Here is a 12956-nt window from a genome sequence, read left to right as displayed (position 1 = left end):
CTGCCTGGCGCCCTTCGCAGGACGACAGACAGGGGAATGACGGACGAGCCGTTGAAAGCCTCAGCAGCTCAGCGCGTCATCAGGGAGCGGTGGACGGATCACGCCCGAGTGTCTCGAGCACTTCCACCAGCTTGTCGCGCCCACCGATGCTGTCGTAGAAGTCCGGCCAGATGCTGGATGCCTTGGCGATCCATTCCTTTTCGTCATTGGCGGGCTGGGTGATGGTCATGCCGTGCTCTTCCACCAGTGATTTCTTGATGGAATCCTCGGTGGCCAGCAGGTAGTCGTAGCTGTGGGACGTCGCCTCTTCACCCGCCGCCAGCACCAGCGTCTGCTGCTCTTCACTCAAGCTCTGGAAGGTGCCTTCGCCCATGATCAGCGGTTCCATCGAGAACACGTAACAGCTGTCGGTGACATGGTTCTGCACTTCGTAGAACTTCATGGCATCGATGGTGATGTAGGGATTGTCCTGGCCATCGACGACACCCTGTTGCAGGGCGGTGAAGGTCTCGGACCACGCCAGCGGGTTGGGATTGACGCCCCAGGACTGGTAGGAGGAGATCATGATCTCGTTCTTGGGCACGCGGATGACCATGCCGGCCAGGTCCTCGGGTGAGGCGACGGCCTGCTTGGAATTGGTCAGACGACGGCAGCCGGAATAGGCCCAGCCCAGAATGCGGATACCGGAATCGCGCAGGGTATTGTCACGCAGCTCATCGCCGATCTTGCCGTGGGTCAGCGCCTTGGCATCGTCAGGGCCGTGGATGACATACGGCAGGGTCAGCACGCCGACGGTCGGCGAGAAGGGCGTCAGGTTGTTGATCGCCACCACTGACAGATCCACCAGGCCCATGCTGGCGTTGTTGACGGTGTCCTGCTCGCTGCCCAGCTGGCCGTTGGGGAAGAGGTCAACCTTGATGTCACCGCCGGACTTCTCTTCCACCAGGCTTGCGAAGGTCTTGCCCAGCTCGTACTGGGTGCCACCGGCGGCGTCCCCCAGGGCCATCTTCCAGGTCGCGGCATTGGCCCCCCGGCCATGGCCAGACTCGCGGCCGTCACCGCGACGGCCAATGACGCCTTGAGCGCGCTGGCGCCAGAGAAGTCGCGGAGGTCTGCTGATTGGGTCTGTGTCGAGTCGATCATCTTGTCTGTCCCGTCGTTATTGTTGTTGCGGGCTCCTGACGGCTGCGTGTGACCGCGAGCGTGGCACTGCACCGGCACTCGTCAATGACGCCCTCTCTGCCTCCCACCTCCAGCAGCGTCGGTCTGTCATTCACGAGGTCCATCACACACTCATCTGCAGCCCTCAAGAGAGGGAGTGGGAAGTCGCGTCGTGCTGTCACTGTGCTTGCCACTTCACTTTCTTCCCCTGCGCCAGACCTCCATAGAACCAGTCCACTCCCATCGATGGGGCCAGTCTCGCCAGGCGCTTGCCCTGCCCCGCGCCGTCTGCCTCAATGAGGGCATTCCCGACGCATGACGAGGCGATCAAGCTCACCGCTCGCCCTGGACATGACGGGACAGGCAGGTATGAAAAATGCATGAAAAACGGGGACTTCCACGAAGATCCCCGCGACAACAACAGAGAAGATGCATGAGCCACCCGCTGTTTCACCTCGATGCCTCGCGCAAGGAAAGTCTGCAGTTCCAGATACGCGAGCAGATCTCGCAAGCCATTCTCGAGGGCCATCTGCCCCGCGATGAGGCACTGCCCTCCAGCCGCAAGCTGGCCCGCGAGCTGAATGTCGCGCGCAATACCGTGATGCTGGCCTATGACCAGCTGCTGGATGACGGCTTCCTGATCGCGCGCCAGCGCAGCGGCTATTTCATCAACCCCGACATTCTCAAGGGCCGCGCCGACACGCCGGTACGCCTCAATGACATCGACGCCGACAGCCTCGACTGGGATGAGCGCCTGGCCATCAAGCCCTCCGTGCAACGTGCCATCGAGAAACCCGGCGACTGGCACCAGTACGACTACCCCTTCCTGTATGGCCAGCTGGACCCGGAATTCTTCCCCACCCAGCACTGGCGGGAATGCAGCCGGGACTCGATGAGCGTGCCGTCGATTCGCAGCTGGTCGGTGGACCACATCAATCATGATGACCCGTTGCTGGTCGAGCAGATTCACCAGCGGCTGTTGCCACGCCGGGGGGTCTGGGCAAGCCCGGAGGAGATCCTGATCACGGTGGGGGCGCAGCAGGCGCTGTGGATCAGCTGCATGCTGCTGCTCAAGCAGGGCCAGCGGTTCGCGATGGAAAACCCGGGCTACGTCGACATGTACAACATCGCGCGTACCTTCACGGACGACATCCAGCTGCTGCCCATCGACGGCAAGGGCCTGCAGCCGGTGGAATCGCTCAAGGACTGCCGGCTGGTGTTCGTCTCGCCCAGTCACCAGTCGCCCACCGGCGTGACCTTGCCGCTGGAGCGCCGCCGCCAGCTGCTGGACATGGCCGAGACGGGCAATTTCCTGATCATCGAGGACGACTACGAGAGCGAGAGCAACTACGCCGACAACCCGACGCCCGCACTGAAGAGCCTCGACCGCCACAAGCGGGTCATCTATGTCGGCAGCCTCTCCAAGACCCTCGCCCCCGGCCTGCGTCTGGGCTACATGGTCGCGCACCCCACGCTGATTCGTGAGGCGCGTGCACTGCGCCGCCTGATGCTGCGACATCCGCCGACCAACAATCAGCGCGCGGTGGGCCTCTTCATCGCGCGGGGCTATCACGACAGCCTGCTCAACCAGATGCATCAGGTGATGCAGCGCCGCTTCCTGGTGATGCGCGACGCCATCCTGCGTCACCTGCCGATGATGAGCACGCCCTCCACCTATGGCGGTTCCTGCTTCTGGATGCACGGGCCGGCCAGCCTGGATGCCCATCGACTGGCCGCCCTCGCCCGCCAGCAGAGCATTCTGATCGAGGTGGGCGATCTGCACTTCTTCTGCGATCGCGATCGTCATCGCCACTACTTCCGCCTCGGCTTCTCGGCGATTCCGGAATCGCGTATCGAAGCCGGCATCATGAAACTGGCCGAGCTGGTGCCACTGGCGATGCAGGCACCCGACAGGGTCACTGACATGAGCGCCTGATTCTCGACAGGCACTAATGGCAAATGATTACCCTATAGATAAAAAAGAGGCTCCCTGACTGACCAACAAGACGTGGCAATCAGGGAGCCTCTTGTCCTTCAGGCAATCGTGCTTGCAGACCATGTCAATTGCAGGCTACTGCGCCTCGTCCTTCATCGCATACCAGCGATACAGGCAACGCTGGCCAGTACGGCGGAATGGCGCGAACAGCGGCGACTCCACCTTGTTGAGCACATTGGGATACGGCAGGCGAGACTGGAAGATCGGCAGCACCAGATCCGCCGCGTCCCTGGCGATCCACTGGGCGAGACGCTTGCCCGCCTGGGCGGAATACATCACGCCGTTGCCGCCATAGCCCATGGCGTAATAGACGCTCTGCTTCGGGTCCGGCTGATGGATACGCGGCATCATGTCGTGACTGACATCCACCCAGCCCCACCAGGAGTAATCGACCTCGATGCCGGTCAGCGCCGGGAACTTGCGATGCATGTCGGCGATCAGCAGCTGCTCGTATTGCGCCTTGGGTGCATCGCGGCCTGATACGGCACTGCGACTGCCGATCTGCAGGCGGTTGTCCGGCAGCAGGCGGTAGTAATGGCGCAGCACGCGAGTGTCGGTCAGCACCTGGTGGGTATGAAAGCGTGTCGCCTCGATTTCCTGCGCCGTCAGCGGGCGCGTCACCAGCGAGTTGGAGAGCACCGGCATCAGGCGCTTGTCGAGCTCCGGATGCAGCTTGCCGGAGGTGTAACCGCCGGTGGCCATGCCCACCGAACGCGCCTTGACCACGCCACCCGGCGTTCTCAGATAGTGCACGCCATCGCGGGTCTCCCAGCTCTCCACCGGGCTTGCCGGGTGTACCTTCACCCCCAGACGTCGCGCCTTGCGCAGATAGCCGAAGGCCAACTTGCCCGGGTGCACGCCGATGCCTTCCGGCTCGTGCATCGCGCCGCAGGCCTCTTCATCCCCGACCCACTCGTTGCGCACCGTGGCGCCATCGATGATGCGGGCATCGTAGTGGAAGGTCTCGCGCAACAGGCGCGCCTCCTTCTCCAGCCCCGGCATCATGCGCTCGCGGTGGGCGATGTACAGGTGACCGCCCGGCTGCGGATCGCAGTCGATGTCCTTGATCAGTTCCTTGAAATTCTCCATGCCCTCGACGCACTCGCGATGCAGGCCATGGGCGGCCTCGAGACCATAACGCTCGATCCACTGCGAACGCTTGAGGCGACCGGTGGCGCACTGCGCCTGGCCGCCATTGCGGGTCGAGCAGCCCCAGCTGACCCGATTGGCCTCCAGCACGGTGGCCTTGATGCCGTATTTCTCGGCCAGCACGATGGCGGCGGTGAGTCCGGTGAAGCCGGAGCCGACGATCACCACATCCGCGTCGATATCGCCCATCACCGGGCCATCATCCTGCGGCGGCTCACCGGCGGTGGCGACCCAGTAGGTCGGCGCGTAGTCGCGCCCTTCGCCGGGGGTGGCGCTCACCAGCGGGTCATAGGCCGGGTCATACGGCTGAGAAGCCTGAGTGGCCGGGCGCTGCTCTGACTCGCTGCCCACCTCATCTGGCCGGGCGCCGTGCTGCACGATAGTTTCCATCTCGAACACCTCCTCTCACCCGCAGGGCGCGCACGCCATAACCTGACGCCATGACGTGCTGCCCCCGGGGCAAAGACAGCTTCAGAAACCGCTTCCCTGATCGATGCGCCGCTGGCGCTCAGACATTGACGGGCGGACGATTCTTGCGGAAGGCGTTCTTGATCGCGATCTTGCCGTCACGCAGCGTGAAGGCATCGATCATGCGCGCTTCGCTACGCGCGCCATCGGCGGTGGTGCCGGTGTAGGTGCTGATGACGAAGCCACGCTCGCCATCGGCGAAGATTTCCGCGTCGATCCACTGGGCATCCGGCGCGTTCTGCCAGGCGGCGGAGAGGCCCGCGCGCACTGCGTCCTGACCGGCGAAGGTCTTGCCTTCGAGTTCCGGCCCGGCGATGGCGAGGAATTCGCAGTCATCGGTCATCATCGACAGGCAATCGTCGATGTCGTGACGGTTGAGGGCATCGCAGAAGGCACTCAGCAGTTCGATGGTGGCTTGGTGGGTCATGGGTCGGGCTCCGCAGTCTTGTTGTTGGGCTTGTGGTTCGAGCGTGTCGTTTGAGCAAGGGCAGCAGCGATCGCTGCGCCATGCCCCGAGACTACGCCCCTGCCATCACTGCCCTTTAGCACCAGTTGGCGGCCAGCGATTGGGCCAGTTGACGCCATTGCGGCGTGTTTGGTGCCAACTGGACCCATCGTCCCCGCAAGCCCGCGCGAGACAGCGGGGTCAACTCGCCAGAGCGGTGGCGATCTCGACTCCCGGTGGCGTGAAGGCATGAGCCGACATGAAGCTCTCACGGCCCAGCAGGAGGTCACTGAGCAGACGCGTGGCAGCCGGCGCCAGCACCAGGCCGTTACGGTAGTGGCCCGCATTCACGTAGAGGCCGTGAAGCCCCGGCACCGCGCCTATGAAGGGCGTGCCATCCGGCGTGCCCGGACGCAGGCCGGCCCAGTGATGCTCCGGTTCAAGCTCACCCAGCGCAGGCAGAATGCTCGCGGCGCTGGCATGCAGTGATTCGCGCGCCTGCGCGGTGGTGCTCTTGTCGAAGTCCTGATGCTCCAGCGTCGAGCCGATCAGAATCCGCCCATCGGCGCGCGGAATCACGTAGCGGCCATCGCACAGCACCACCCGCGACAATAGTGGCTCGTCCACACTGCAAAGCCCCGCCGCCACCGGATTGAACACCATCATCTGGCCCTTCACCGGGCGCACCGGCAGCAGTACACCGGCCGCGGCCAATAGCCTGCCGCTCCAGGCGCCGCCACACACCACGACGCTGTCTGCGCTGACGGTCTCATCAACCAGCCGTGCCCCCGTGACGTGGTGATCCGCGCCGATCATCAGCTCCTGCACCTCGCAGCCTTCGCGCACCTCGACACGCACATGCGCCAACAGACGCGCACGCAGCGCCTGTCCGAGACGCGGATTGCGGATGCTGCCCAGCGTCGGCATCCACAGCGCCTGCTGATGGCCCGCCGCCAGATACGGCTCACGCGCGTAGAGCGCCTCCCGCCCGATCACCTCCAACGGCTTGTGCTGAGTGTGCGCCCAGTCCAGCGCCAGCGCCTCGTCCTCCACCCGCAGGTAGATCAAGCCCTTCTGGCGGTATTCGGGGTCGATGCCGGTGGCCTCCTTGAGCGCCTCGGCAAGCCTGGGGTATTCGCCTTCTGACCAGCGTGACAGCGACGAGATGGCACTCGAGTAGCGCCACGGATACAGCGGCGAGACGATGCCGCCCCCGGCCCACGACGCCTCGCGTCCGCATTGGCCGCGCTCCAGCAGCGTGACCGTCTGGCCGGCCTCGGCCAGCTGCCACGCCATCATCATGCCCATCACGCCGCCACCAATGATCAGGGTATCGCTCATCTGCCTTGCTCCTGCGGGGGAATGAATAATCACAAATCTCATATTTCGATACGATTTGCATTATTTTTAGAAACAAAGCTATATTCAAGCCATTGCCGCTGCCCGGTTTCCTGCGTCTCCGCGACAGGTCTGCCGACCTCCCCGATACAGGTCTGCCTGGCAGCCACCGACAAGAATGACGAGGGAGACACCCCGTGAGCGACGCCACCACGATGCATCATGCCAGCGCCGACCCGCGCAATGACCAGGCCAATGCCGAGCAGCCACTGCCCGCCGGTCAGTTGCAGCCCACTGAGCTGCGCGGCGTGCGCGAGCTGTTCGGCATCGACAGTGATCTCAAGGTGCCGGTCTTTCTGGAGCGCGACGCCCACGTGCCGGAAATTGATGACGCCTATCGCTTCAATCCCGATGTCACGCTGGCCATCCTCGCCGGCTTCACCAACAACCGTCGCGTGATGGTTCAGGGCCTGCATGGCACCGGCAAATCGACCCATATCGAGCAGATCGCCGCGCGCCTCAACTGGCCGTGCCTGCGCGTCAATCTCGATGGCCATGTCAGCCGGCTGGATCTGGTCGGCAAGGACGCCATCGTGATTCGCGACGGCGTGCAGGTCACCGAATTCCAGGAAGGCATCGTGCCGTGGTCACTCACTCGCCCCATCGCGCTGATCTTCGATGAGTACGATGCCGGCCGCCCGGACGTGATGTTCGTCATCCAGCGCATTCTGGAGCGCGACGGCCACTTCACCCTGCTGGACCAGAACCGCGTGATTCGCCCGCACCCGCAGTTCCGGCTGTTCGCCACCGCCAATACCGTGGGGCTGGGCAATCAGGATGGGCTCTATCACGGCACCCAGCTGCTCAACCATGCGCAGATCGACCGCTGGAACATCGTCGCCAAGCTGGATTACCTGCCGCGTGATGAGGAAGTGAAGATCGTGCTGGCCCGCGTGCCCGCCAAGGACAACGAGCGTGGCCAGGCGCTGATTCGCGCGATGGTCGCGGTGGCGGACCTCACCCGCAAGGGCTTCGCCAATGGTGATCTGTCGAGCCTGATGTCGCCGCGTACCGTGATCACCTGGGCGGAGAACTGCGAGATCTTCCGCAACCCGGCGCTGGCCTTCCGCCTCTCCTACCTCAACAAGTGCGATGAGCATGAGCGCCCGCTGGTCGCCGAGTTCTATCAGCGCTGCTTCGCCAGGGAGCTTGAGGAATCCGCGGCGCTGATGGAGAGCGATCTGATGAGTGAACAGGACATCGACAAGGGAGCCCGGGCATGAGTGCGGCCCAGCAGGTACGCCGTCGTCAGCAGTATCTCGAGGAGCTTGCGGCGGCGAGTCTCGGGGCACTCAGCGGTCAGGCCGGCTGGGCCTATCGAGGGCGGCGCCTGAGTCGGCATGCGCAGGCGCTGCCACTGCGCACGCCGCATCTGCGCCTTGAGGAGGATGACTGCACGCTCGACAACTATCGCGCGGTCAGCGATGCCATCGCGCTGCGCCTGCTCCACACCGACGAGGCGCTGCATCTGGCGGCGCGCCCGGCGCTGCCGGAAACCCGTCTGATCTATGACCTGCTTGAGCAGCTGCGCGTCGAGGCGCTGGTCGATCCTGACATGCCCGGCGTGAAGGAAAATCTGGCGCGGCGCTTCACCGACTGGTGCCTGGCCTTCTATCACGCGGGCCTGACCGAGACGAGCAGCGGCATCCTGATCTACAGCGTCATCCAGTCGTGCTGGTCGCGCCTGATGGCCTGCGCGGTGATCCACGAGACGGAGGATTACATCGAGACGACGCGCGCCTCCTTCTATCAGGCGCTGGGCGCTGACATGGCGGGGCTGAGACGCACGCGTTTCGATCAGGCGGCCTATCAGCAGCATGCGCTGAGCATCAGCCTGTGGCTGGAGCAGGAGCTGGCCGAATCGCTGGAGGAGCAGGACGGCGAGGAAGATGACGACTCCGAGGCCAGACAACGCTTCGCGCTGTTTCTGGAAAACGAGGATGATGAAGCGAGTCTGCTCGAGGAGCAGGCGGCATCGCCGCTGCCGAGTCACCGGCGTGGCGCGCCGGAGGAATTGCTGCCCTATCAGGTGTTCACCACGGCCTATGACCGCGAGCTGGAACCGGCCAGGCGCATGCGCGCGGCCCTGCTCGATGAGTATCGTCAGGCGCTGGATACGCGTCTGGCGGAGCAGAAGATCAACGTGCGGCGCCTGGCACGTCAGCTGGCGCGGCATTTCAGCTCGCCACAGCGTGAGGGATGGCACTTCGGGGAGGAGGAAGGAATCATCGATGGGCGGCGGCTGAGTCAGGTGATTTCCTCGCCGGCCGAGCGGCGGGTCTTCCAGCGCGAGCGTTGGGTGCCCGAAGCCAGTGCCCAGGTCAGTTTCCTGATCGACTGCTCCGGTTCGATGAAGGTGCATGGCGAGGCGGTGGCGATGCTGATCGAGATACTCACCCGCGCGCTGGACATGGCCGGTGTGCCCACCGAGGTGCTCGGCTTCACCACTGGCGCCTGGAATGGTGGCCGCGCCCTCAAGGACTGGCGACGCGCCGGCAAGCCCGCGCGTCCGGGCCGCCTGAATGAAGTGCAGTATCTGATCTTCAAGCCCGCCTCACTGGCGTGGCGACGTGCGCGCCGCCACTTCGGCGCCCTGCTCAAGGCCGATCTCTACCGCGAAGGCGTGGATGGCGAAGCCGTGCAATGGGCCTGCTCACGTCTCGCAGACAACGCCCCTGCCGACGAAGGCGCGCGCCGTCTGCTGGTCGTCATCTCCGATGGCAGCCCCTGTGACAGCGCCACCAACACCGCCAATGACGAGCAATACCTCGACAGCCACCTCAAGCAGGTTGTCGCGCAACAGACCCGCTCCGGCCGACAGGCCATCCTCGGCCTCGGGGTCGGGCTGGACCTCAGCGCCTACTACCCCAATCAGCTGATCATCGATCTTGAGCGCACCCTCGACAACGCCCTCGCCGATGAAATCGTGTATCACATGGCGCTGGCGTGTCGGCATCAAGGGATGTAAATCTCAAAACAATTAACAAAACATGGATTTAGAAATTATTTTGCTTACTCTAAAAAACATCACCATATAGCTTCACTTATTATCTATAACATCAATACTAGGCCATTAATTTTCAAATCTATACTTACTTGCAACATATTTTGCCGAATTCTCTATGTAAGGAAAAACAGTGCTTTCATTTATATTAAGAAAATCTAGCTCTTGTAATATTGACTCTTTATTCACAATTCTGATTCGATTTATATCGATTTCTTCATTACCATCTTCATCAAAAATAACTTCATGCCCGAATAGAAGAAAAGCACCAGACTGAGATGATATTCTATCATTACTCCTTTTAACCTTCACACAAACTATTTTTTGTAAATCTATAGGATTAATCTTTGCTTCGAAATAACCTTTTTCTTCTTTAACAAAATGTATAAGCTTTTTTATTGAATCTTGATCATTGAACTCACTTAATTCAGAGAAAGAAAAATCTATGGCTTTTTTACTGTGCGAGGAGAGTCTAGATAAATTCGCCAAACAACTCACTATATCAGAGTCAAAATATTTTATCCGCTCCTTAGCCATCGTAAATATTATAACCTCTCCGACTTCATTAAGATTCGAGGTACAGGCGAAATACAGGGCTATTAAAGGATTTGAAGTGATGTCTAATAACCTAGTAGGCAATGAGTAGTGCTGCATACGCACTAAACTATCCAAGGTATAATGATCATGTCTAAAATCCCCTGAATTCGATACCATTAGCTCGCGATATATCACATCTTCTCTATCCTTGTATAAATAATTACCTTCTTCATCCTTTCTAAAAAGTGAAGGGGCAAGCATATACTTCCCTGCACAAGAATGTCCGCGATAGAATATTTCGCTCTCTCTCCTCAACTCATTAAATACCGATATCTCTTCAATAAATTCTACAACAGAATGTACTATAACATGCTCTTTTTGTTCAGGAAGATCAACTTCTTCGCCTACATTATCATCTCCAAATGGAATATTATGATCAATATAGTCATAAAGCACATTGTATAGATCTATGTCTTTAATTGCCCAATGCGTACGATTAATCTCCCACTTCCTTATGTCCAAATCACTACCAAGCATATCTAAGTCTATATAACTTAACTCTGGAGAATCTCTATATATGGAAAAATCAATTTTTATTCTTCTTCTACTAACACGCGTAATATTATTGATACTTCCCATTCTTGCTACCCCCATACCTCTTTCATAGACAAATAGGCATGGGTAGCTTTTTATCGATGAGATGAATTTTTCATCTAGAGATAAGTTAGAGCCAAATTTAAACTTCGAAGCTATATCTTCATGAGTGTACTCAAGAAACCTACTTATGTCATAGATATAACTCTCTTTATCCCAAGCGCCTTCCTCTGATGTAATTAACAAATTGTACATAATACTCTCCGAAGTATGCTTTGAAGCTAGAAACCAAGAAGCTGCAATTACTTTATTTATATTTTAGTGCCGTTAACAAAGTAGTCCGCTTTATAATCTTCAAACGCGGCTAATGTCCTAGATGTAGGATGAGCAAAAAATACTGGAATTACATGATTTTCTTTGCAGAAATACAACACTTCATATCCCATGAGCTCTATAGTTTTCTCTTTCTGCCTATCAGACATGTTAGAGCTTCGCCAATGATTAAAATATATTCTATCTTCGAAGTTAGAAACAGCCCTACTAAGAATATAGTTATATCTCTTATCGTTAACCTGACAAAAATTGGCTTCGGGCAAATAATCATTAAGTAATTCAAGAAAGTCCTTTGGATCATATTTATCGTGGTTACGGCATCTCATTAATTGTTTTACAGCATCTTTATGATTTATATAAGAGCATACAAAACCATTATCAACAGAGCAGGTAAACCCTAAGTTATGATCGACAAAAGCAATAATGAATTTACGCTGCTTTCTAGAGTAGGCAATTTCCAAAGTGCAGTTATGATATTTAAAACAAAAGAAAGCTATTGAGACTGACTGAGTAGCCATACGCTGTTCAAAAGTGTCAATATTATAAAATCTCATAGGAGCCCTCAGTTTATTTTTCTTCACAATAACAGAAGTCGGTTTGAATAATATTAGAAGTCATTGATCAATTCATCAAAAATTACAAAAGAACTATTTAACGCTAAAAACACACTTAACATGAAAGGAAAAGCACAACTGCATAGATAATAGGCAGGCTTTCGCCTGCCCTATCCGCGGTGAGCGGCTAACAGAAGGAAAAGAAGGAGAAAATCAGTCTTGCGGGGTGCGCTGCTGTGCCTGGACGACAGTGACCGCAATGACATTGAGGATGTCGGCGGTGGAGCAGCCGCGCGAGAGGTCGTTGGCGGGTTTGGCGAGGCCCTGGAGTAGCGGGCCGATGGCTTCTGCGCCGCCGATGCGTTCGGCGAGCTTGTAGCCGATATTGCCGGCTTCCAGATTGGGGAACACCAGCACGTTGGAGGTGCCTTTGACGCGTGAGGTGGGCAGCTTGCGCTCGGCGATTTCCGCCACGATGGCGGCGTCGAGCTGCACGTCTTCATCGATGGCGATCTCCGGGCGTTGCTCCCGCACGAGATGCGCGGCCTGCACCACCTTGTCCACCGAAGCGTGATGCGCGCTGCCATTGGTGGAGAACGACAGCATCGCCACCCGTGGGTCTTCCCCGAGCAGGGCCTGGGCGCTGTCGGCGGCGGCCAGCGCGATCTGCGAAAGCTCTTCCGCGTCGGGGTCGATCACCAGCCCGCAGTCCGAGAAGATCATCCCGCCCTTCAGGTTGTGGAATGGCTTGCACAGCATCATCAGAAAGAAGCTGGAGACCAGCTTGCTGCCCGGCGCCAGGCCCAGTAACTGGATGGCGCTGCGCACCACATCGGCGGTGGTATTCACCGCCCCCGCCACCGAGCCATCCGCCAGCCCTTCGCGCACCAGCATATTGGCGAATATCAGCGGATCACGAATCTTCTCGGCGGCCTGCTCCGCCGTCATGCCCTTGGCCGCGCGATGCGCGTGCAGCGCCTCGGCAAGCCTGGCGGTGTGCTCGGAGGTGGCGGGGTCGATCAGCTCACACCTTCCCAGCGAGCCATCCTCGAGCCCGGCTTCTCTGGCGGTGGCGGCGATGACGGTCGGGTCGCCCACCAGCATCACCTGCGCCAGGCCCTGCTCCGCCGCGCTCACCGCTGCCCGCACCACCCGCATGTCCTGCCCTTCGCAGAGCACGATACGGCGCGGGTCGGCCTTGGCCCGCGCCAGAATGTTGTTGAGTGCCTTCATGTCTGTCTCCTCGCTGCCCCTGCAGGCAGCCGACACATCCAAAAAGCCCCGGACATCAGAAATGGCCGGGGCAAGGGAGAGGTT

10 protein-coding genes are annotated in these 12956 nt (G+C 59.0%); 3 read left to right on the top strand and 7 right to left on the bottom strand.

Going from position 1 to position 12956, the window contains the following annotated elements; translation table 11 throughout:
• Nucleotides 1-79: 79 nt before the first annotated feature.
• Nucleotides 80-1006, bottom strand: a complete 927-nt coding sequence (locus tag BFX80_RS04725) for a TRAP transporter substrate-binding protein (protein ID WP_077375640.1) — start codon at nucleotides 1004-1006, stop codon at nucleotides 80-82.
• Between the two features lie 588 nt (nucleotides 1007-1594).
• Here BFX80_RS04725 and pdxR point away from each other — a divergent pair.
• Nucleotides 1595-3097 (top strand): MocR-like pyridoxine biosynthesis transcription factor PdxR, encoded by a 1503-nt coding sequence (gene pdxR, locus BFX80_RS04720; protein ID WP_084208081.1) that lies wholly within the window; start codon nucleotides 1595-1597, stop codon nucleotides 3095-3097.
• Between the two features lie 135 nt (nucleotides 3098-3232).
• Here the strand turns inward: pdxR and BFX80_RS04715 are convergent, their stop codons facing one another.
• From BFX80_RS04715 to thiO, 3 genes are all read right to left on the bottom strand, one after another.
• Nucleotides 3233-4696 carry an NAD(P)/FAD-dependent oxidoreductase gene (locus tag BFX80_RS04715; RefSeq protein ID WP_084208080.1) on the bottom strand — a complete coding sequence of 488 codons (1464 nt, stop codon included), beginning with the start codon at nucleotides 4694-4696 and terminating at the stop codon, nucleotides 3233-3235.
• A gap of 118 nt (nucleotides 4697-4814) precedes the next feature.
• Nucleotides 4815-5201, bottom strand: a complete 387-nt coding sequence (locus BFX80_RS04710) for a nuclear transport factor 2 family protein (RefSeq protein ID WP_077374898.1) — start codon at nucleotides 5199-5201, stop codon at nucleotides 4815-4817.
• A gap of 219 nt (nucleotides 5202-5420) precedes the next feature.
• A complete protein-coding gene (thiO, locus tag BFX80_RS04705) occupies nucleotides 5421-6560 on the bottom strand; it encodes a glycine oxidase ThiO (RefSeq protein ID WP_084208079.1) in 1140 nt (379 codons plus the stop codon).
• A 194-nt stretch (nucleotides 6561-6754) separates the two neighbouring features.
• On the opposite strand from thiO, the gene BFX80_RS04700 reads away from it, so the two are divergent.
• Nucleotides 6755-7840, top strand: a complete 1086-nt coding sequence (locus tag BFX80_RS04700; protein ID WP_240499673.1) for an AAA family ATPase — start codon at nucleotides 6755-6757, stop codon at nucleotides 7838-7840.
• Nucleotides 7837-9585, top strand: coding sequence for a cobaltochelatase CobT-related protein (locus tag BFX80_RS04695; protein WP_084208078.1), 1749 nt, complete (start codon nucleotides 7837-7839; stop codon nucleotides 9583-9585). Before BFX80_RS04700 ends, BFX80_RS04695 begins: the two co-directional genes overlap by 4 nt.
• Before the next feature lie 105 nt (nucleotides 9586-9690).
• On the opposite strand, the gene BFX80_RS04690 is transcribed toward BFX80_RS04695, so the two are convergent.
• The 3 genes from BFX80_RS04690 to pta form a co-directional block, all read right to left on the bottom strand.
• Nucleotides 9691-11007, bottom strand: coding sequence for an FRG domain-containing protein (locus BFX80_RS04690; RefSeq protein WP_084208077.1), 1317 nt, complete (start codon nucleotides 11005-11007; stop codon nucleotides 9691-9693).
• 56 nt (nucleotides 11008-11063) lie between these two features.
• Nucleotides 11064-11603 carry a hypothetical protein gene (locus tag BFX80_RS04685; RefSeq protein WP_205632733.1) on the bottom strand — a complete coding sequence of 180 codons (540 nt, stop codon included), beginning with the start codon at nucleotides 11601-11603 and terminating at the stop codon, nucleotides 11064-11066.
• Nucleotides 11604-11852: 249 nt separating this feature from the next.
• The gene (pta, locus tag BFX80_RS04680; protein ID WP_084208075.1) at nucleotides 11853-12872 is read right to left on the bottom strand and encodes a phosphate acetyltransferase; all 1020 of its coding nucleotides are present in this window, start codon (nucleotides 12870-12872) and stop codon (nucleotides 11853-11855) included.
• Nucleotides 12873-12956: the final 84 nt, after the last annotated feature.

It is taken from the genome of Cobetia marina, from assembly GCF_001720485.1.
In the GTDB taxonomy this organism is placed as follows: Bacteria; Pseudomonadota; Gammaproteobacteria; order Pseudomonadales; family Halomonadaceae; genus Cobetia; species Cobetia marina.
The sequence above is the reverse complement of the archived record's forward strand: the minus strand, read 5'-3'. Positions and strand labels throughout refer to the sequence as shown.

What these genes read in the sequence shown, in the direction of transcription:
- BFX80_RS04725 (WP_077375640.1), bottom strand. Translation starts at nt 1,006, where the DNA reads ATGGCCCTGGGGGACGCCGCCGGTGGCACCCAGTACGAGCTGGGCAAG.
- pdxR (WP_084208081.1), top strand. Translation starts at nt 1,595, where the DNA reads ATGAGCCACCCGCTGTTTCACCTCGATGCCTCGCGCAAGGAAAGTCTG.
- BFX80_RS04715 (WP_084208080.1), bottom strand. Translation starts at nt 4,696, where the DNA reads ATGGAAACTATCGTGCAGCACGGCGCCCGGCCAGATGAGGTGGGCAGC.
- BFX80_RS04710 (WP_077374898.1), bottom strand. Translation starts at nt 5,201, where the DNA reads ATGACCCACCAAGCCACCATCGAACTGCTGAGTGCCTTCTGCGATGCC.
- thiO (WP_084208079.1), bottom strand. Translation starts at nt 6,560, where the DNA reads ATGAGCGATACCCTGATCATTGGTGGCGGCGTGATGGGCATGATGATG.
- BFX80_RS04695 (WP_084208078.1), top strand. Translation starts at nt 7,837, where the DNA reads ATGAGTGCGGCCCAGCAGGTACGCCGTCGTCAGCAGTATCTCGAGGAG.
- BFX80_RS04690 (WP_084208077.1), bottom strand. Translation starts at nt 11,007, where the DNA reads ATGTACAATTTGTTAATTACATCAGAGGAAGGCGCTTGGGATAAAGAG.
- BFX80_RS04685 (WP_205632733.1), bottom strand. Translation starts at nt 11,603, where the DNA reads ATGGCTACTCAGTCAGTCTCAATAGCTTTCTTTTGTTTTAAATATCAT.
- pta (WP_084208075.1), bottom strand. Translation starts at nt 12,872, where the DNA reads ATGAAGGCACTCAACAACATTCTGGCGCGGGCCAAGGCCGACCCGCGC.